Origin of the sequence: Photobacterium profundum, assembly GCF_003026285.1 — a bacterium.
Lineage (GTDB): Bacteria > Pseudomonadota > Gammaproteobacteria > Enterobacterales > Vibrionaceae > Photobacterium > Photobacterium profundum.
This window is the reverse complement of record NZ_PYOD01000002.1, coordinates 163,035-181,313: the sequence shown is the minus strand read 5'-3', so window position 1 is coordinate 181,313 and position 18,279 is coordinate 163,035. Positions and strand designations below refer to the sequence as shown.

Annotated in this window: 19 protein-coding genes; 10 read left to right on the top strand and 9 right to left on the bottom strand. The window is 40.0% G+C overall.

The window, feature by feature from the left end:
* Window positions 1-456 precede the first annotated feature (456 nt).
* Entirely contained in the window at window positions 457-1,752 is a 1,296-nt protein-coding gene (gene brnQ / locus C9J48_RS05655) for a branched-chain amino acid transport system II carrier protein (protein WP_081450075.1), read from the bottom strand.
* 423 nt (window positions 1,753-2,175) lie between these two features.
* Window positions 2,176-2,859, bottom strand: a complete 684-nt coding sequence (gene yjjG / locus C9J48_RS05650; RefSeq protein WP_006229216.1) for a pyrimidine 5'-nucleotidase — start codon at window positions 2,857-2,859, stop codon at window positions 2,176-2,178.
* Window positions 2,860-3,084: 225 nt separating this feature from the next.
* Here yjjG and ribA point away from each other — a divergent pair, with 225 nt between their 5' ends.
* The 4 genes from ribA to C9J48_RS05630 all read left to right on the top strand — a co-directional run bounded on the left by ribA (window position 3,085) and on the right by C9J48_RS05630 (window position 7,221).
* A complete protein-coding gene (gene ribA, locus C9J48_RS05645) occupies window positions 3,085-4,137 on the top strand; it encodes a GTP cyclohydrolase II (protein WP_006229217.1) in 1,053 nt (350 codons plus the stop codon).
* Between the two features lie 355 nt (window positions 4,138-4,492).
* A complete protein-coding gene (locus C9J48_RS05640) occupies window positions 4,493-5,002 on the top strand; it encodes a porin family protein (protein WP_006229218.1) in 510 nt (169 codons plus the stop codon).
* Window positions 5,003-5,539: 537 nt separating this feature from the next.
* The gene (locus C9J48_RS05635; RefSeq protein WP_006229220.1) at window positions 5,540-6,748 is read left to right on the top strand and encodes a NupC/NupG family nucleoside CNT transporter; all 1,209 of its coding nucleotides are present in this window, start codon (window positions 5,540-5,542) and stop codon (window positions 6,746-6,748) included.
* Window positions 6,749-6,864: 116 nt separating this feature from the next.
* Window positions 6,865-7,221 carry a hypothetical protein gene (locus C9J48_RS05630; RefSeq protein WP_006229221.1) on the top strand — a complete coding sequence of 119 codons (357 nt, stop codon included), beginning with the start codon at window positions 6,865-6,867 and terminating at the stop codon, window positions 7,219-7,221.
* A 57-nt stretch (window positions 7,222-7,278) separates the two neighbouring features.
* On the opposite strand, the gene C9J48_RS05625 is transcribed toward C9J48_RS05630, so the two are convergent.
* The 5 genes from C9J48_RS05625 to C9J48_RS05605 form a co-directional block, all read right to left on the bottom strand.
* The gene (locus C9J48_RS05625; RefSeq protein WP_006229222.1) at window positions 7,279-8,151 is read right to left on the bottom strand and encodes an NAD(P)-dependent oxidoreductase; all 873 of its coding nucleotides are present in this window, start codon (window positions 8,149-8,151) and stop codon (window positions 7,279-7,281) included.
* Between the two features lie 381 nt (window positions 8,152-8,532).
* Window positions 8,533-8,901: a VOC family protein gene (locus tag C9J48_RS05620; RefSeq protein WP_006229223.1), complete on the bottom strand. Its 369-nt coding sequence runs from the start codon at window positions 8,899-8,901 to the stop codon at window positions 8,533-8,535.
* A 66-nt stretch (window positions 8,902-8,967) separates the two neighbouring features.
* On the bottom strand, window positions 8,968-9,669 hold the full coding sequence (locus tag C9J48_RS05615; RefSeq protein WP_006229224.1) for a helix-turn-helix transcriptional regulator: 702 nt from the start codon (window positions 9,667-9,669) through the stop codon (window positions 8,968-8,970).
* A 152-nt stretch (window positions 9,670-9,821) separates the two neighbouring features.
* Window positions 9,822-10,184, bottom strand: a complete 363-nt coding sequence (locus C9J48_RS05610; protein ID WP_006229225.1) for a nuclear transport factor 2 family protein — start codon at window positions 10,182-10,184, stop codon at window positions 9,822-9,824.
* 24 nt (window positions 10,185-10,208) lie between these two features.
* Window positions 10,209-11,174: a DMT family transporter gene (locus C9J48_RS05605; protein WP_006229226.1), complete on the bottom strand. Its 966-nt coding sequence runs from the start codon at window positions 11,172-11,174 to the stop codon at window positions 10,209-10,211.
* A gap of 117 nt (window positions 11,175-11,291) precedes the next feature.
* On the opposite strand from C9J48_RS05605, the gene C9J48_RS05600 reads away from it, so the two are divergent.
* The 6 genes from C9J48_RS05600 (at window position 11,292) to bluB (ending at window position 17,249) form a co-directional block, all read left to right on the top strand.
* Entirely contained in the window at window positions 11,292-12,176 is an 885-nt protein-coding gene (locus C9J48_RS05600) for a LysR family transcriptional regulator (protein ID WP_006229227.1), read from the top strand.
* Window positions 12,177-12,363: 187 nt separating this feature from the next.
* Window positions 12,364-12,981 carry a hypothetical protein gene (locus C9J48_RS05595; RefSeq protein ID WP_006229228.1) on the top strand — a complete coding sequence of 206 codons (618 nt, stop codon included), beginning with the start codon at window positions 12,364-12,366 and terminating at the stop codon, window positions 12,979-12,981.
* A gap of 272 nt (window positions 12,982-13,253) precedes the next feature.
* Window positions 13,254-15,077: a protein translocase subunit SecD gene (secD, locus tag C9J48_RS05590; protein WP_207383085.1), complete on the top strand. Its 1,824-nt coding sequence runs from the start codon at window positions 13,254-13,256 to the stop codon at window positions 15,075-15,077.
* A 4-nt stretch (window positions 15,078-15,081) separates the two neighbouring features.
* Window positions 15,082-15,981 (top strand): protein translocase subunit SecF, encoded by a 900-nt coding sequence (gene secF, locus C9J48_RS05585; protein WP_006229230.1) that lies wholly within the window; start codon window positions 15,082-15,084, stop codon window positions 15,979-15,981.
* Window positions 15,982-16,176: 195 nt separating this feature from the next.
* A complete protein-coding gene (locus tag C9J48_RS05580) occupies window positions 16,177-16,419 on the top strand; it encodes a hypothetical protein (protein WP_006229231.1) in 243 nt (80 codons plus the stop codon).
* A gap of 182 nt (window positions 16,420-16,601) precedes the next feature.
* Complete coding sequence (gene bluB, locus C9J48_RS05575; protein WP_006229232.1) at window positions 16,602-17,249, top strand: 5,6-dimethylbenzimidazole synthase; 648 nt, start codon at window positions 16,602-16,604, stop codon at window positions 17,247-17,249.
* A 59-nt stretch (window positions 17,250-17,308) separates the two neighbouring features.
* On the opposite strand, the gene C9J48_RS27830 is transcribed toward bluB, so the two are convergent.
* Together C9J48_RS27830 and C9J48_RS05570 are read right to left on the bottom strand one after the other, a co-directional pair.
* Window positions 17,309-17,473, bottom strand: a complete 165-nt coding sequence (locus C9J48_RS27830; RefSeq protein WP_006229233.1) for a hypothetical protein — start codon at window positions 17,471-17,473, stop codon at window positions 17,309-17,311.
* 286 nt (window positions 17,474-17,759) lie between these two features.
* Window positions 17,760-18,059 (bottom strand): YfcZ/YiiS family protein, encoded by a 300-nt coding sequence (locus C9J48_RS05570; RefSeq protein WP_006229234.1) that lies wholly within the window; start codon window positions 18,057-18,059, stop codon window positions 17,760-17,762.
* Window positions 18,060-18,279: the final 220 nt, after the last annotated feature.

Sequence of the window (18,279 nt, the reverse complement as noted above, 5' to 3'; positions counted from 1 at the left end):
TATTAGGACCGTCAGATAGGCTGAAAAAAGATGAAGGGAAAACTGTATCCTCCGTCAGCCAGGCTGACGGAAGTAACCGCCAGCCTAGTTAATAATAACCAGAATAATGGCGATGATAATGTTCGTTGCACGCAATACAGCACGATTTAGTACTTTCATTGAAGTCATAAATTGTTGGGCTGTATGAGAAAGCATAATTAAACCTAGTCGTTTATATTGGCAACGCATTTAACTTATAAGTTTTAAGCTGCAATGTAAATGCTTTTCAACGTATTAATTCTATTTCAGAGTGATTGTTGGTATTAAGTACTGCTCATACAGGCCGTTAATGTAGCTTTAATACTAAGTACCAATGTGTTTGATGATGCGCAGAACGTAAATTAAGTTGAAGACGATGGCAGCCAGCTTATGAGTAAGCTGGCTGCCATCTTGTTATGCGAAGTGTCTAGATGAGCTTTATGCGGGAATCATTTTTTCAGAGCGAAATGATAGCAACTTAGAAATAACGATTGTAATGAATACTGGTACTAACCAGCTCATGTGTGCAGAGTAAAATGGTAACCATTTAGTGAGCGGCTCAATAACAGTAAGTGGCAATTTGTCTAAAATACTCAGGGCATCAATTGTACCAAAAAGGGTTGCTATCAGCACAATCACAGTGTGAGTCGTTGATGGTTTATTGGGGAGCGGCAAAGAAACCGTTGCTAATATTAAAGCGATAGCAATAGGACATAAGATCAAAATAGCAGGCAAACTTACCTCGATAATTGTTTCTAAGCCGAAGTTAGAAACAATCGCAGTTAACCCTAAAATAAGTGTCGCACTGATTTTAAAAGGTGTACGGTAAGTGTTTTTATAATACTGGGCATTTGCATTGGTTAAACCAATCGTGGTTGTTAAACATGCCATTAACGTTATGGCGGCAAGTAATACTTGTCCCGCTTGTCCAAATTCACCTGCTGCGTAACGGGTTAATATTTCACCACCGTTTAATGCATTGGGTGCAATATTTGAAGATGTAGCCCCTAAATAGCCCATAGCAAGGTAACAACTAGACATCAGTATTGCATAGATCCCCGCAATCCATCTGCTGTATTTTGCAATGGCCTTAGTCGATGTAACCCCTTTACTTTTAATGGCCTGAATGATCACCCAGCCAAATGCAACCGCAGCGATAGCATCTAATGTCATGTAACCTTGAATTAGTCCATTAACGGTTGGGGCTTGTTTATATATATCTGTTGCAGGGCTTGTTGAGCCAAGGGGGTTAATAATGGCAGCAATAATGAGTAATGCCAGCATGCTAATGAGTGCTGGTGTCATCACTTTTCCAATGTAATCGACTAAACGGCCCGGTTTTAATGCCAATAGCAATGTAAGTGCGCAGAAGCTAATAGAGAAAATAAAGAGATAGTTATCATTTACAAAAGGTTTTATTCCCATCTCATAGGCGACAGTAACAGCCCTAGGTAATACGAAAGCAGGCCCTAATGTTGTCAGAACTAAAATCCAAAATGAACGATCCATCCATTTGGGTAAGCTAGAGGTAAGTTTATCTGCTGATGATAAACGGCCAAGTACAATAATTGTAAGAGCTGGTAACCCAACAGCGGTTAACAGGAAGCCAGCTATGGCAAGTAACCAATATTCACCGGCTTGTTGTGCCATTAGTGGCGGAAAAATGAGATTTCCAGCACCAAGAAAAAGTGCAAAGGTCATAAACCCGATGGCGATAAGATCTTTTCTATTCAATTGACTAAACCTTTATGGTTGTTGTCAGCTGAGCTAGAGGATATGGAAAAGAGGTAATCGGTATCCGCCAGCTAAGCTGACGAAATACATTATCTGTCAGCGTAAGTGTGTGACTACGACGACAGAGACGACAGAAATAGTGGAATGAGATACTGAAGGTAAGTATCTTTCCATGTTGCGCGTACAAATTGTATGTTTAAGAGAATACGGCATTATTCATTTCTGTGTGAAAGTTGATAGACTTTAAACTAATGGGATATTCCGCCATTGTAAAGTCTTAATTTGGGGCTTTTAATTATGAATGGCCACTTCATGTGGTTTTTTATATGGATACAATGAATCAGGCAGTCAATATTTCTGCCTGATTATCTCTCTATAGATAAGTCACAGAGCATTGACTTACCTTGAAGGAGAGTATCAAACTTAGGCTGCTTGTTTGTGAAGCAGTGCTTGTAATTCACCTAAAGAACTAACCTGATAATGAGGTGTAATGTTCTCTGGTGTATCGTGGCCATCAACATTCAGCCAGCAAGTATCAAAGCCTGCATTTAATCCGCCTAAAATATCAGAATGCGGGTTATCACCCACCATAAGCACATGATGTTTTTCAGGTTGCCCCATGTGTTCTAACGCATGTTCAAAAATTCCTACGTGTGGTTTAGCTATGCCGACTTGTTCTGAGATAATAAGTGGCGAGAAGTACGTTTTGAACCCAGTGCGCTCAAGGCGTATTTCTTGTAGTTCAGTAAAACCATTAGTGATTATGCCCATACCCACTTTACCGTGTAGTGATGCAAGTAGTTCTTTAGCACCAGGTAGTGGGGAACAAATATCTGCCATGGCCATTAAAAAAGCACTGTTTAATGTTTGAGTTGTCACCTCAAGCTTTTTAGCCCAACCTTCAAAACGGGTATTCTGAAGTTGTTCTGCTGAAATTATGCCATCTTGATAGTCAACCCAAAGTGGTTTATTTGTCGTTTGGTAAATGCTGTAATCATGTGAAGTGAAATCGACACCAAAGCGTGAAAACATCAGCTGTAAGCCTTTGTATGCATCAAAGTGGAATAATGTTTCATCCGCATCGAACAGGATCCATTTGTACTTCATTTTTTTCTCCGTCAGGCAATTATTTACGTATAGTAATCTAGATGGTGCTTAACCCCAAATGTGAATAGGTCATGGCATTAGCATCTACTTATTTATGACTAAATGGTAAATATTTACCGCCAAATGTTTACTTTTTGTTAATGTAACTATACTTCACTGTAGGAAATGAAAGGCAGTGTGTGCACGGAAGTGCATCGGCCCGTTTAGCATCATGGAGTATAATAAATGGTTGAAGAAATAAAATTTTATGAGCCAGAAGATAATCACGGTTTTTTATCCAATTTTGCTTTAAGTCCTATAACACTGAGTGATGTGGTGTGGCCGAGTAGTGAACATTATTATCAAGCTCAAAAATTTACAGATCTAAGTATTCAAAATAAAATATTAAATGCAGAAACACCGGATGACGCTTTTAAAATTAGTCGTGATTTTGCTGAACAGGTGAAAGATGATTGGATGGAAGTTCGTGGTGCTGTAATGCGATTTATTGTATTTGAAAAATTTCGTCAGAATACATATTTTACGCACCTATTAGTCAGCACTGGTGATCATTTTATTAAAGAGCACTCGCATAAAGATGATTACTGGGGTGACGGTGGAGACGGAAGTGGCAGAAATGAGCTAGGTAAAATTCTCATGGATGTTCGAGAGTATTTTGCTAAAAAAGAACCTTTTAATCTTGTTCATTTTGTTGATAGTGCAAAATTGCCCACTCAATGGGGTACATTTCAAATGTATGGCTTTATTGAGGTGAAGACGGGGAAAGAACATCTTGCCCTTGTTTATGGTCAACTAACCTCCAGTGAACCTACTCTTATTCGCTTACATTCTGAATGTTTAACGGGTGATGCATTATTCAGTCAACGTTGTGATTGTGGTTTTCAACTTGCTCGAGCAATGGAAAATATCGTCAAGAAAGGGTCTGGCGTCTTATTATATTTGAAGCAAGAAGGGCGAGGTATCGGCTTAATTAATAAGATTCGTGCTTATCATCTGCAAGACGAAGGAGCAGATACAGTAGAAGCTAACGAAAGGTTAGGTTTTGCTGCTGATATGCGTGATTATGCCTTCTGTAGAGGAATGCTAAGTTTTCTTAATATTGAATCTGTTAGTTTAATGACAAATAACCCACGTAAGATTAATGCATTGACTGATAACGGTATTAATGTTGTCGAACGTGTCACCTTACAAGAGGGTAATAACCCTTTTAATGAAGGTTACCTTAAAACAAAATCAGCCAAACTGGGTCATATGTTTGATGCGGAGTTCATCAAGTAACGAAACAATATTTTATTCAGAGACATGAAAAGAAGAGCCTTTTATCGATATGAAGGCTCTTTTTTATACGTGTTGTTTTTGAGTGACATACCTTTTAAGTAAAATTACGAGTTGATAATAATTTTCTAATTTAGAGGGGAGTGTTTTTTTAATCGTTTTAATGGGAATTGATTAATTAATTCGTTAATTATCCTCTATGTATCAGCATGGTGTTCAGCGTCAATTCAGTTATAAAACATTGTTTTTTATGTTAAGGTTTGGTTCAGTTTTAAGGTGTAAAGTAGTTGTTATTGAAACGGAGCACAGCAATTTACATATTGCTTTAACTTACAATAATAATACTTAGGAGTTTCCCTTGAATAAATTTACAGTACTTTCAACTCTGATTTTAGCTTCTTCTGTGACTCTTCCAGCATTCGCTGCTGATACTGATTGGTTTGTTGGTGGCGGTGTTGGTTACCAGCAAGACACCATTAAAGGTGATAACGCATCAAACGGTGAAGATGTAACTACCCAATTACGTGGTGGTGCAATCATTAATGACCATCACCGTGTAATGGGTACATATAGCTACATGGATAAATCATCTCAAAATATGTTTTTAGCTTCTTATGATTATCTGATCCCTGTCGCGCAAAAAGTGAATTTATTTGCAGGTGTATCTGCAGGTTTAGCTGATAACAAGATTAATAATGAAAGTTCTACCGATTTTGTATGGGGTGGTCAAGTAGGTGCTATGTACGAAATCAATGATAGCTGGTCTACTGATTTGACTTACCGCTACCTTGATCAAGACTACAGCGAGCAAGCAACAAAGCTTGATTATTCTCAGCAGGTTGTATGGTCTGTTGACTACAAATTCTAAACCAACGACTAACTGTGTCTGATTAACTAAAACGTTGAAGTTGTAATAAGAAGGGAAAATGGGCTTTTCCCTTCTTACTTTTTTCATTAGAGCAATAATCTTTCGCCTACATTGCTTTCCACACCCTTGCCAATACTCCCCACCTGTAGAAAATCACCATTTACCATCACATTTGCCTATATTTCACTCAAACAAACCAAGATCACAAAAATAAGCGGTAATAGGGTTGTTAATGTGATCTATATCTCTATATACTCCGCATCCGGTCAGAACCATTGAGTTCCAGCCACCTTAGTTACAAGCTGTCACCACGGAAATGTGAACGACCCACGGAGTTGGACCGGCATGATTTTAGCTTGTTATCAAGGTGACTTGTATGTTGTTTTTATTGACGGATAATCTTTTATTTTCTAAGTTCTTTAGCTTAGTTCCTACCTATTTTGCTTTCTTCCTGAAGGCTAATGATCCCCAATGGCAGCATTCAGTAACACCTTCATTTTTCGACATCTATTTTAAAAAAAGCAGCAGGACGAAATAATGCAGTTGTTAATTAGTTTAGCCGGTATTTTGGTACTGGTTTTGTGCGCATGCGCAATTTCTGAAAATCGTAAAGCAATCAACTGGCGTACAGTCGGTGGGGCATTGTTTTTACAAGCAAGTTTCGCCGCATTGGTATTATACATACCCGTGGGGCAGATGATGTTGGGGGCAATGAGTAGTGGCGTTGCAAGTATATTAAGTTTTGCTGATGAAGGGATAAAATTTTTATTTGGTGATTTAGCAACAACTGGTTTTATCTTCGCAGTTCGCGTTCTTCCTCTCGTTATCTTCATTAGTTCTCTTATCTCTCTTCTTTATTATCTTGGTGTGATGCAGTGGGTCATTAAAGTGATCGGTGGTGGCATCCAGAAATTCCTAGGTACAAGTCGTGCTGAATCATTAGTGGCGACAGGTAATATTTTTCTTTCTCAAGGTGAATCTCCACTTCTTGTTAGACCTTTCCTTCCTAAGATGACGCGTTCTGAACTATTTGCCGTAATGACCGGTGGTATGGCGTCGGTTGCGGGTAGTGTATTAGGCGGCTATGCGGGTTTAGGCGTTGAATTAAAATACTTAATTGCCGCAAGTTTCATGGCTGCTCCTGGTAGCTTGTTAATGGCTAAAATTTTAGTACCAGAACAAAGCACACCTGTAGAGCAAACAGATATTGAAATGGCGACCAGTGAACACAGTAATGCGATTGATGCATTAGCAGCTGGTGCGATGAACGGTATGAAAGTGGCTGTTGCTATCGGTACCATGCTTATTGCTTTTGTCAGTGTTATTGCAATGGCAAATGCAGGGCTAGGCATGGTAGGTGAGTGGTTCGGCTTTGCTGGTTTAACAATGCAAGGTATTTTGGGCTACATTTTCTCACCATTAGCATTCATCATTGGTGTACCGGCAAATGAGATGCTGCAAGCGGGATCATTTATTGGTCAGAAGATGATTCTAAATGAGTTTGTGGCTTTCCTTGATTTTGTCAGCATTAAAGAAACCTTGTCATCTCAGAGTCAGATTATCATTACTTTTGCACTGTGTGGTTTTGCAAATATTGGTTCTATTGCAATTCAGATCGGTTCAATCGGTATCATGGCGCCAGAGCGTCGTGGTGATGTGGCTAAGTTAGGCTTTAAAGCGGTACTTGCTGCAACACTTGCGAACTTAATGAGTGCCGCTTTAGCAGGTATCTTCATCTCGCTTTAAAAATGATGCTTGATTCGCGTTAAGCGATAGAAGCATAAAAATGCCACACAGTACTTTCGGTGTGGCTTTTTTTATGATAAAAATTGAACGGTGTTTTAAATTTGAATTGAGATAGTATGTACTCAAGAGATATTGCAACGTTTATTATGATGGTATTTTTCAGCGTAGTGACAAGCAGGGCTACTGCAGAGGAAGTGTCGGCAGATGTTCTGTTTTTGCATACATTGAATGAACCAATGCAACTTTTACCTGAATCTGCAGTGTTCTCTACAGAGACGATATCGATCGATGGTAGGGCTGGTGGTTTTGACTTCAATAATTCGCTGACCACAGGTTCATTACAGAGCATACCATCTATATATACGCGTAATACTGAAAACAACTTTTATGACAGTGTTGAGTGTGAAGGAGAGGGGTGTGCTATACCTGTCGCATTGATGGCACTTGATTTTATGTTAACTAATAACCAATAATTCAAGCTAAAAAAGGCATGATATAATTCATGCCTTCCTGTTTAATCGCGGTTATGGCTATTTATCGAATTGTTTAATCAAGACTGAAGTATCTGAACGGTTGTGCCCGCGCTGTTGTAAATCAGCATATTTCTCATCAACTTGCTTAGCTAAGGGTAGCTCTACACCTAGCTTGTCTGCTGCATCAAAACAAATACCTAAATCTTTGCGCATCCAATCGATAGCAAAACCAAAATCAAATTTATCTTCAGCCATTGTTGCTGCTCGGTTTTCTAACTGCCAAGAGCCAGCAGCACCGTGCTTTAGCACATCTGTCATTTTTTCAATATCTAAGCCCGATGACTTAGCTAAAGTAATGGCTTCAGATAAGCCTTGTAAAATACCTGCAATACAGATTTGATTGGCCATTTTTGTTACCTGACCGTAACCCACATCACCCATCAATGTGGCGGCTTTAGCAAAGCAATCAATAATCGGTTTTGCTTTCTCAAAGACTGCTGGGTCACCACCAACCATAACAGTTAGGCAACCATTTACTGCACCTGCTTCGCCACCAGAAACGGGGGCGTCTAAGAACTCGGCGTGTACGGCATGTGCAGCCGCTGCGATTTCACGTGCCACTTCAGCAGAAGCTGTGGTGTTATCGACTAAAATAGCGCCCGATTTTACTGAAGAAAGAATGCCATTTTCACCAGTGTAAACATGGCGAACGTCATCATCATTACCGACACAAGTAAAAATGATGTCGGCATTTTTTGCCGCTTCTGCGGGTGTTAAAGCCAGTTGACCTTTGTAGCTATTAACCCATTTTTCAGCAGTGGCTGCTGTGCGGTTATAAACGGTTACGCTGTGACCGGCATTAGCTAAGTGACCCGCCATCGGAAAGCCCATAGTGCCTAGTCCGATGAATGCGATATTGTGTGCTGTCATTGTTATTGTCACCTCGTTACATGTAACTGATACATAAGATATTTATTTTATGTGATTTGGAAAAGCTACGTTTTTAAATGTTTCAGTATTTTTGCTATCAACACTGAGTGGAAGAGGCCATCAAGTCGTGGCTAATTCATTGCTTGACTAAACTTTACCATATCCATCACGTATATAGGAAGATGGTGGTAGGCAGGCTATTAATACGTAACGGGATAAAACCGCGTTAGACTTTTCGCACTAAGGTGCAATTATTGTGTAATTAAAATTAGGGGGTAACTTTGCGTTAAATAGGTGAAATTGAGAGGAAGTAACGATGTTTGGTGATATCTGGTTTATCGGCTGAACATTATTAACGATAAACCAGGTATTAATTACTCGTTATTTGTTTTGAGTAAATACTCGAATGCGATGTCCATCTGGATCAATTGCAACAAATGTCAGACCGAAAACCAACTCTGTCGGAATTTGAAGGAATTTAACCCCTTTCTTTTCCCATTGTTCGTAAAGATTGCGTAACGTTTTTGAACCTTCGACCATCAAGGATAGCTCTGTACCACCACCAGTTGTATTAGCTGAAGGTGAAACTTGGGCGAGTTGTTTTAACTCAATGGTAACACTTGTACCTAATGGGAAAGAGACAAACGTTGGCGATAAAACTAGTCCCTCACACTCAAAGGTCTCGGTGTAGAATTTATTACTGATTTCAATGTCTTCAACATATAAAACAAACGAATCAATCTTAAACATATAAGCTCCTAAAGCAGTACAGCATGATTAGATTGATAATGTAACGGATGCGAGTGACAGTTTTTGTCAGTAGCGTACATCTTTTTCACCGATCTCTTCTTTTTGCTGCCACTCTTTCAGTAAATCACGACGATGATGTCGGTACTTTTGTTCAAGCGTCTGCCACTGTTCTATCCTATCAAGCCTGAAATTACGAAACGCTTCTCTTGCCTCACACCAAGCTACCAGCACATAGTGTTGCTGGAATAAACCGATGAGAATAGGCCATATCACCCGTGAGCTGGAATTTCCTTGTGCGTCTAAATAGTCAATCTCAGCTTTAAACTGTTGTTTGATGGCATGCCGAATATCAGATAGTTCTGTCGTTAATTCTGGCACTTCAATAATAGAAGCTACACGTATGATATCTTCGTTGTGTTTCGCTCCATGATCAGCTGGCAATATGGCTGAAATTTTAGCGATAGCGTTTTTTGCGGCTTCATTGAACTCGCCATTCGCTTGTTTGGCAACCCAATCAGCCCCCAACAGAAGAACCTCTAATTCTTCCATTGAAAACATAAGCGGAGGTAAAGTAAATGTTGGCTTTAATACGTAGCCAAGCCCTGCTTCGTTTTCAATCTCCGCACCTTGTATTTGCAATGTCGCAATATCACGGTAGATAGTACGAACACTAACACTTAGCTCCTGAGCTAAATGTTTAGCTGAGACAGGATATTTATGACAGCGTAGCAATTGGAGTAAGTCAAAGAGTCGTTGGCTTCTAGACATAAGAGATCATAATTTAAGTAAATAGAAGGTTACTGCATCAATACATCCAACGCTATCTTTAACTGGGATGAGTAAAAGCAACAACACAACAGGGCGTACGCAAAAAAATCAATGCTCAACCTTTACGGTTGGACACTGATTAATGTGATGCTTTAGTTGTATAGTTGAGATACATCAGCATAAATTTTGTAGTCAACAACCAGACCATCTTTTATGATTAAAAATGTCGCAAATTTCGCCGAGTGTTGACTGCCATCTTTCCTTACATAGTTGACCTGGCCATTGCAGATAATTACGTCATCTTGGTTCCAGAACCCCTCAAAGGTGTGGGACATGCCAGTGATAGAATCAAAAAACTGACGATTCACATCCACAACAGCCGATTTTCCTTCTACCGGTTCAGCATTGGAAAACCTAAATACAACGTCTTGATGAAGCATCTCAGACAGCGCGGTCACGTCTCGGCTGTCCACGATTTTGTAAAGTGTTTTGGTAAATGTGATTGGATTATTCATCTTAGTTTCCTTTAGTCGTTTATGTCATAACGTTATGTTGGATTTCGATACTTGTTTTGACTGTTGATTCGTCATCGCGAGTCCAATGAATAACAATGCTAAAGCGACAATCAAGCGATAATGGAACGCCTCAGCAAAAAAGAAAATCCCAATCCCTACGCCAGTTACTGTAACCACATTACCCACTTGACTAAAGCCCAATCCATCGGTCAATTGTTGTAAACGAAAGGTAAGCAGATAACTAAATGCAGAGATTATCGCCATCAACATCAAAATCAGACGACTAGATTGCGGCGCGTCATAGATCGAGCTGCCCCCTACCATCAGGCTGATAGGCAACCAAATCAAAACTTGGATACACAATCCCCCTGTCGCTAAAGCTATGGGATTGGCGCCAACGGGGTAAGATTTACTACGATATATATTGCCCATAGCGAGGAATAAGGGCACTGAAGTAGCGAGTAATAACATACCGCCATCATCTTTTAACTTGAAGTCGGGCGATATGGTAACTAACAAAACCGCCACAAATCCCATACCTATTCCCATGACTCTTTTGAAAGTCAACCCTGCTTTCTGAAATGGTATAGAAAGTAGTAAAGTGAACAATGGTGACAACGTGATCAATACACTGAAAGTACTGGCTGCCACTTCCTGAAGTGCAAAATTTGATGCCAAATTCGGAAGGCTAACACCAAGTAGGCCGGCAAAAATGTAGTAACGTAAGTGTTGCACCTTGAGCGCTTTTAATTCACCTTTCAATGCCAGCAACGCCAATAAAATGATGGCTGAACCCAGCAACGGTAGTACTAACACCTCTAGGGGAGAAAACCCGTTCATGACACTGTATTTTGCTAATGCAAAATTCACAGCTACAGAAATACCAACGCCAAGAATGTACAAAATACGCGTACTTTTCAGAGATAATGATTCAAACTCGGTTTCAGTTTCTTCACTTGCATTTCTAGATAGCAAAGAATTGTTGGACATGGTGTCTCCTTAAAGTTGTTTAGAACTGAGTTCAGTAAAGAGAGCATAGATTGGTTCGACTAGAATGATAATATGCCATATACTCACTAGATTGTTTCCAATCTAGCTACAAACTCTATGGAACACTTGGACGCTATTCCTTATTTTCTTGCCGTAGCTAAACATGAAAGCTTTGCGGAAGCCGCCCGTCATCTTGACGTTTCTCGCTCAGCAGTAAGCAAACGAGTTAATCAATTGGAAACGAGCTTAGGCGTTCGTCTTCTGCATCGAACGACACGAAAGGTTAGCCTCACCGAAGCAGGCAAACATTATTTGATTAATGCACAAAACGCGTATTACTGGATACAACAAGCTGAAGACGCCGCAACTAGCAGACAACGGTCGCCAATAGGCAAGCTTAAGGTCTGTGTTCCAATGTCTTTTGGACGACTGAAGATAGCCCCTTTGATCCCCGGCTTTCTGAAGAAATATCCGCAGGTCGAAATCGACATGGTTATGGATGATCGCTACTCGGACATCGTTGATGCTGGGTTTGATGTGGCTATTCGTGGCGGAGAACTTGCTGACTCTTCCTTAATTGCAAGAAAACTCATGCCTAGCCGCAGCCTAATTTGTGCGTCCAGCGCATATCTAGATGGGAAAACACTCCCTACAACGCCCATCGATCTAACCGAACACAATGCGTTGATTTATAGCTACTCGGCACAAACGACAGAATGGGTGTTCGAATACCAAGATCACATTGAAACCGTTGCCGTACGTGGAAATTATCGAGTGAATAACAGTGAAGCAGTGTTAGAAGGGTGCTTACAGGGAATTGGTGTAGGACGACTACCAGATTTCATCGCTAAGCCTTATATCGATAATGGCGAGCTCATTCAGTTGCTGTCAGAATATAAAATGCCAGAAAAAAATATTTGGGCCGTTTTTCCAGAGCGTACTTATATGCCAGTAAAAGTCAGAATATTTATCGATTATTTGTATGAAGCCTTGATGGTATAGTGTCAAGACTCCTCGTGTATGCTTCTGGCTATTTGGGTCGCCTCTCAACCATGTAACGGGCAATTATGATTGATTCAACGCAGTTAAAGTCAGGTAATTCTAATAATTACTTGTATCAGTTGTAATTGAACATTATTATGCGTTTGTCTCAGTTTTTAATGACTAGCCTTGTCTTGAATTATAAAATATGTTTATAAATTTATTTCGTGTATTAATGATGGTGATCTGTTTAGGAGCTTCTTTTGTCGCTCATGCTGACGCTCGCCTATCAAATGATGAAATAAATGCTGTGATTGTTTCAAGTCAAACTGAAAGTAGTGCTTTCAATCAGAAAGTTAACAGTAATGATTTATCCGTTGTAAACACTTTTCATATTGTGACTGAAAAGATTGATGAATCATCAAACATTGAGCCTGTGTTTATCAATGCACATGGCACGACAGAAAATGAGAATGTACAGAAAACGCATGACACGTCATTAGTTTGGAATTTCTCTCAACAACCGATTGAAAAAACGCAGCGTAAACATTCATCTGAAGGTCGTACCTATCATCTTGGTTTAGCTAATTCTTCACGTCAGGCGAATGTTATCCGTCATGATCCCGAAGAAGTTCAGCCATATTATGAATTAGCAATAGAACTACCAGTACCGCCTGCTCCTAGCTTGGTTATTGGCTACACAATACAATTTAGTGATGTATTAAACTGGATGTTAAACACTAATCCTCCCTCTTCTCGTATATCCGGTTGGAAAGAGAGTAATCTCACCCATACGCGATATCAGCAACAACTTTCTCACGCCTAATTTGTGATTGCTTATTAAGAGCATGATCCAATTGCAATCCAATATCGATCGAAAAATAACTTAATCTTTATCGATGTTGTACGTAATGACGCATGAATGTAAATCAATGGAATGATCCTTTAAAGGGTTAGTATTTCAGAGTTAACCAATATCTAGCGAATTAGAACGCTATTGGTTTTTATATTCTTATTCATGACGTCACTATTAAAACCTCAAATCACCTGATGTTGATTGTTGAACAATAATCGCATCAGAGTGAATTGTATGGCGACTTGAGAATGAAAAAACAAATTAAACCAAAACAAATTTTTAATCATTATTCGGCATGGAAGTATATCGTGCTGGTGGTGACGGTACTTGTGATGCTACTGAGTGCGATTCCGACTTGGTATGGTGAAGATGCAGCTGTTCAGATTAGCGCTAAAAAAGTACCAGCCCCTTCTGCTTTGGCTATTCAACGTCAGTTAGAGTCGAGTGGTATAACAGTAAAACGCATTGATCAGCAAGCCGATAAAACAGTCATTGTGCTAGAAAATGACAACCAACAAACACAAGCTAAAACAGTGTTAGCAAATGTTGTGAAAGACAAATCAACATTAACGTTAGCGCTTGAACCTGCTGCACCGTTATGGCTACAGAATATGGGTTTTGAACCAATTAAGCTTGGTCTTGATCTTCGCGGTGGTGTGCAGTTTTTACTTGATGTAGATATCGACCAAGTCTATAAGGCACAAGGTGCAAGTTTAGCGGATGAACTTCGCCAATTACTCCGTAAAGAAGGTATTCGAGGGGCCCGTGTTGAGCAATCTGATGCTGACCATCTAACAGTAAAAGTGAATAACTCTGACGCAAACAGTGCCGTTCGTAAGTTTGTTAAAAAACAATACCCACAATGGCAAGCAACCAACGGCGACGGTAACAGCGTTCGCTTAGCGATGAAAGAAGCAGAAAAAACAGAATTACGTAACTTAACCGTTCAACAAAACTTACAAACAATGCGTAGTCGTATTGAAGAGTTAGGTATTACTGAAGCATTGGTGCAACGCCAAGGTGAAAACCGTATTCGTATCGAGCTACCTGGTGTGCAAGATCCTGCTGCGGCAAAGAATGTTATTGGCGCAACAGCGAGCTTGGCTTTTTACGCAGTAAAAGAGCAGGGCACTGGCAGCACGATGGAGCTGAAAAATAAACAAGGTCAGCCTGTACGAGTAGGGCGAAACCCTATTTTAGGTGGTGACCACATTGTTGATGCCCGTGCGAGCTTTGGCGAAATGGGCATGGCTGAAGTGAATATTACCCTCGACTCATCGGGTGGTAAAATCATGTCTGATTTCTCTCGTGATAACGTTGGTAAGCCGATGGCTACCTCATACAGCGAGTATGGACGTGATAGCGAAGGCAAAACTACCCAAACCAATGAAATTATCAGTGTTGCAACCATTCAATCTCAGCTTGGTATGCGTTTTCGTATAACAGGTACGGGTTCGATGGACGAAGCACAACAACTGGCGTTGTTATTGCGTGCGGGTTCATTAACTGCTCCTGTAACCATTGTTGAAGAACGTACTATTGGTCCTACATTAGGGGCTGAAAATATTGAAAATGGTTTTGCTGCGCTTGGTTTAGGCTTGGGCGTTACATTGCTATTTATGGCTGTGTGGTATCGCCGTTTAGGCTGGGTTGCGAACGTAGCTTTGATTGCCAATATGATCATGTTATTTGGCTTATTAGCATTAATTCCTGGTGCTGTATTAACCTTGCCGGGTATTGCTGGGTTAGTACTTACTGTTGGCATGGCCGTTGATACGAATGTGCTTATATTTGAACGAATTAAAGATAAGCTAAAAGAAGGGCGCAGCATGGCTCAAGCGATTGACCGCGGCTTTAGTAGCGCTATCGGTACTATCTTTGATGCCAACTTCACCACTATGATCACCGCTGTTGTGTTGTATGCCATTGGTAATGGTCCTATTCAGGGCTTTGCATTAACACTAGGTTTAGGTCTTTTAACCAGTATGTTCACTGGTATTTTTGCTTCTCGCGCCATCATTAATTTGGTGTGGGGTCGTGATTCTCGTCGTAATATAAGAGTGTAGTGCCATGATTATTAATATGAAAAATGCAACAAAATGGCGTTACTTTACGAGTGCCGTGTCTATAACATTGATGCTTGTCTCTATTCTTTTAGTGGCGACTAAAGGGCTAAATTGGGGGTTAGACTTTACTGGTGGTGTTGTCAGTGAAGTACAATTAAGCAGTAAGATTACCAGCAGCGAAATCGAACCATTATTGAAGGCTGGTCTTCATCAAGATGTCGCTGTTATCGCATCGGGTGAGCCTGGACGCTGGGTATTACGCTATGCAATACCAGAAACGGGTCAAGAATTACCATCAATAACAGAAATGCTGGCGCCTATTTCAAGCGATATTACTGTGTTGAACACCAGTATTGTTGGGCCTCAGGTAGGGCAAGAATTGGCAGATCAAGGTGGATTAGCATTACTCGTGTGTATGCTGTGTATTCTTGGTTATTTAAGCTACCGCTTTGAGTGGCGCCTCGCATCAGGTTCTTTGTTTGCGTTGCTGCATGATGTGGTTTTTGTGTTGGGTTTCTTTGCGCTAACTCAAATGGAATTTAACTTAACAGTATTAGCTGCTGTGTTGGCGATTTTAGGTTATTCATTGAATGACTCGATTATTATCGCCGACCGTATTCGTGAGTTGTTGATTGCGAAACCTAAATGGTCGATTCAAAAAATAAATAATGAAGCGATTGCTGCAACGTTCTCTCGTACCATGGTGACTTCAGGTACAACATTAATGACGGTAGGCGCTCTATGGCTACTAGGTGGGGGCCCGCTAGAAGGATTCGCGATTGCCATGTTTATCGGTATTATTACAGGAACATGGTCATCTATTTCTGTGGGTACAACGCTACCTGAAGTGTTTGGTTTGAAACCAGAGCATTACTTACCAAAAGTGGTTACAGAAGAGCCCTAGTAAGATGAATTAGGCTGATTGCTAATCAGTACTAATTTAATGTATGAATAGTCTTAAGCTAATGCCAGTCAGTTAATCTGACTGGCATTTTTTGTTATGTACCTTTTCTTTTCCTGTCTTTTTTGTTCAGGGTTGATTCATTTAAGGTGTTATAGACTGCATTCTATTGAAGAGAAATAAAGAAAGGGCTAAGTCATGAAAAATTTTATAGCTAGCGTTGTTGCTCTTATGATCGGATTTTTTACCATTACCTTCGCTGCGGTAATGGGACTATTCATTGGTATTGCAGCACTGGTTGCTAAACCGTTTATAAAAAAGCGAATGACAGCTGCTTATGAAGAAGCTTTAAAGCAGCAAGGGTATCAAACCCAGCAGCAATCAGGATCGACTATTGATGGTGAATTTGAAGATGTAACCAAAAGACCCGCGATGCAGTAATCCCGAAAGTTTATAGAGAATGTTGAATCCGAGTGTATTTATATACTCGGATTTTTTGTCTCTTCAAATTAAGCCTAATAGCATTTATCGCGAATGAAAGGTGTTCACTGGTAATGCTGATATAGCACTGAGTAGCATTCTGTAAGATAATCTGAAGATAATTCTATCAATAGTGCTGCTGTATGAATATTACCGACAACGAACGTGATGCCGTCTACAAGACAATATTTTCGAGAAGGGATGTTCGAAGTGAATTTAAGCCCGATCCAATACCGCAAGATGTTCTTGAACGGATTTTAACTGCAGCCCACCATGCACCGAGCGTGGGGTTTATGCAGCCATGGGACTTTATCTTAGTTCAAAGCGACGGTATTAAATCTGCGATAAAAAAAGGGTTTGAAAAAGCACACGCCGAATCAGCAGAGATGTTTGATGAAAGTAAAAAACAACAATATAAACGTTTAAAATTAGAAGGTATTACTGAATCACCACTTGGAATTTGTGTGACCTGTGACCGTAGTCGAAATGGCCCTGTTGTACTTGGTCGAACAATCAAACCTGAAATGGATTTATACAGTGTAGTGTGCGCGATACAGAATTTGTGGTTGGCAGCTAGAGCTGAAAATTTAGGCGTCGGCTGGGTTAGCATTGTGCATGATTCTGTGTTCCGAGAGACGTTGGGTATTCCCGAAAGTATCGATATTATTGCTTATCTGTGTGTCGGCTATGTTTCACACTTTAATGAAAAGCCTGAATTAGAGAAAATTGGGTGGCTGCCAAGACAAAGCTTGGATTCTGTGGTGCATTATGAAAAATGGTCATCAAAATAGAAAACAAGAACGCAGTGTAAACCACTGCGTTTTATATCTCTCATAGAGGGGAGAGATACTTATCGAATAACGCGTCCAGAGTTAGGTGCAACTTTACCTGTACCACCTTGGTGATGCTCTGTTGTTACTCCCATTTCTGCCATTAACAGCTCTTTCATTGCAGCTGACTCTCGTGGGTTAGTCGGTTTCCAGCTAGAAATGATTTTCGCTTTATTGCTTTTCATTGAATATCTCCTTTTCAATTTTTGCGACGATGCGTATTAAATGATTTTTTACAAAATTTTGATATGCGATTATTCTCATACAAAACTAAGTGCATTACCAGAGAAAATTCGTATAAAGTATTTGAATGCTTATTGTAATACCTAGCACAATTTTGCATAACAACTCAAAATTACAAGATCACAGTGCATGGTTATAAAGCATGTCGTGTTAAATATAGTTTAGATTATCAATAAAAAAAGCCGACTTCAGATAGAAGTCGGCTTTTCATTCAAAACATAGCGTTGATTATTTAGCTAAAGAACGGCTCTTTAATTCAAAAATCAGCTTTTCAGCACTGCATTCAAATTTGATGCGTGCTGTTAATTCTGTGCTTTCTTCTGTTAGCTCTGATACTTGATACTCGAAGTTAGCATTCACTTCCTTGGCTAGTGCAAGGTAGTTGTTGAATTCATTTTCTAAAGCAACTTTGCTCTGAGCGAAGATTGATACTTCAGCTACATCGTCACCTTCTTTGATAATAAAGCCCATTTCTGCAGAAACGCCGCAAGCGTCGCAGGCTTGGAATTCTTGTTCTTCGTTTGTCATGACTTTAATCCCTATTGGTTTTATGGGCTTATTCTAAAACGTCGTGACCTAGATCGCTATTCATAAATTGTGAAAAGTAAGTTTTACTGTTTTGAATCATAGGATGCATTGTTTCTGGGGGATGGGTTGATTCATAAAAAAAGCACCTAAAGCATTGCCTCAGGTACTTATACCCAAGTTGCCTCAAGATGCTCGTTTCAGCGAGAATTTGTTGGGCTCT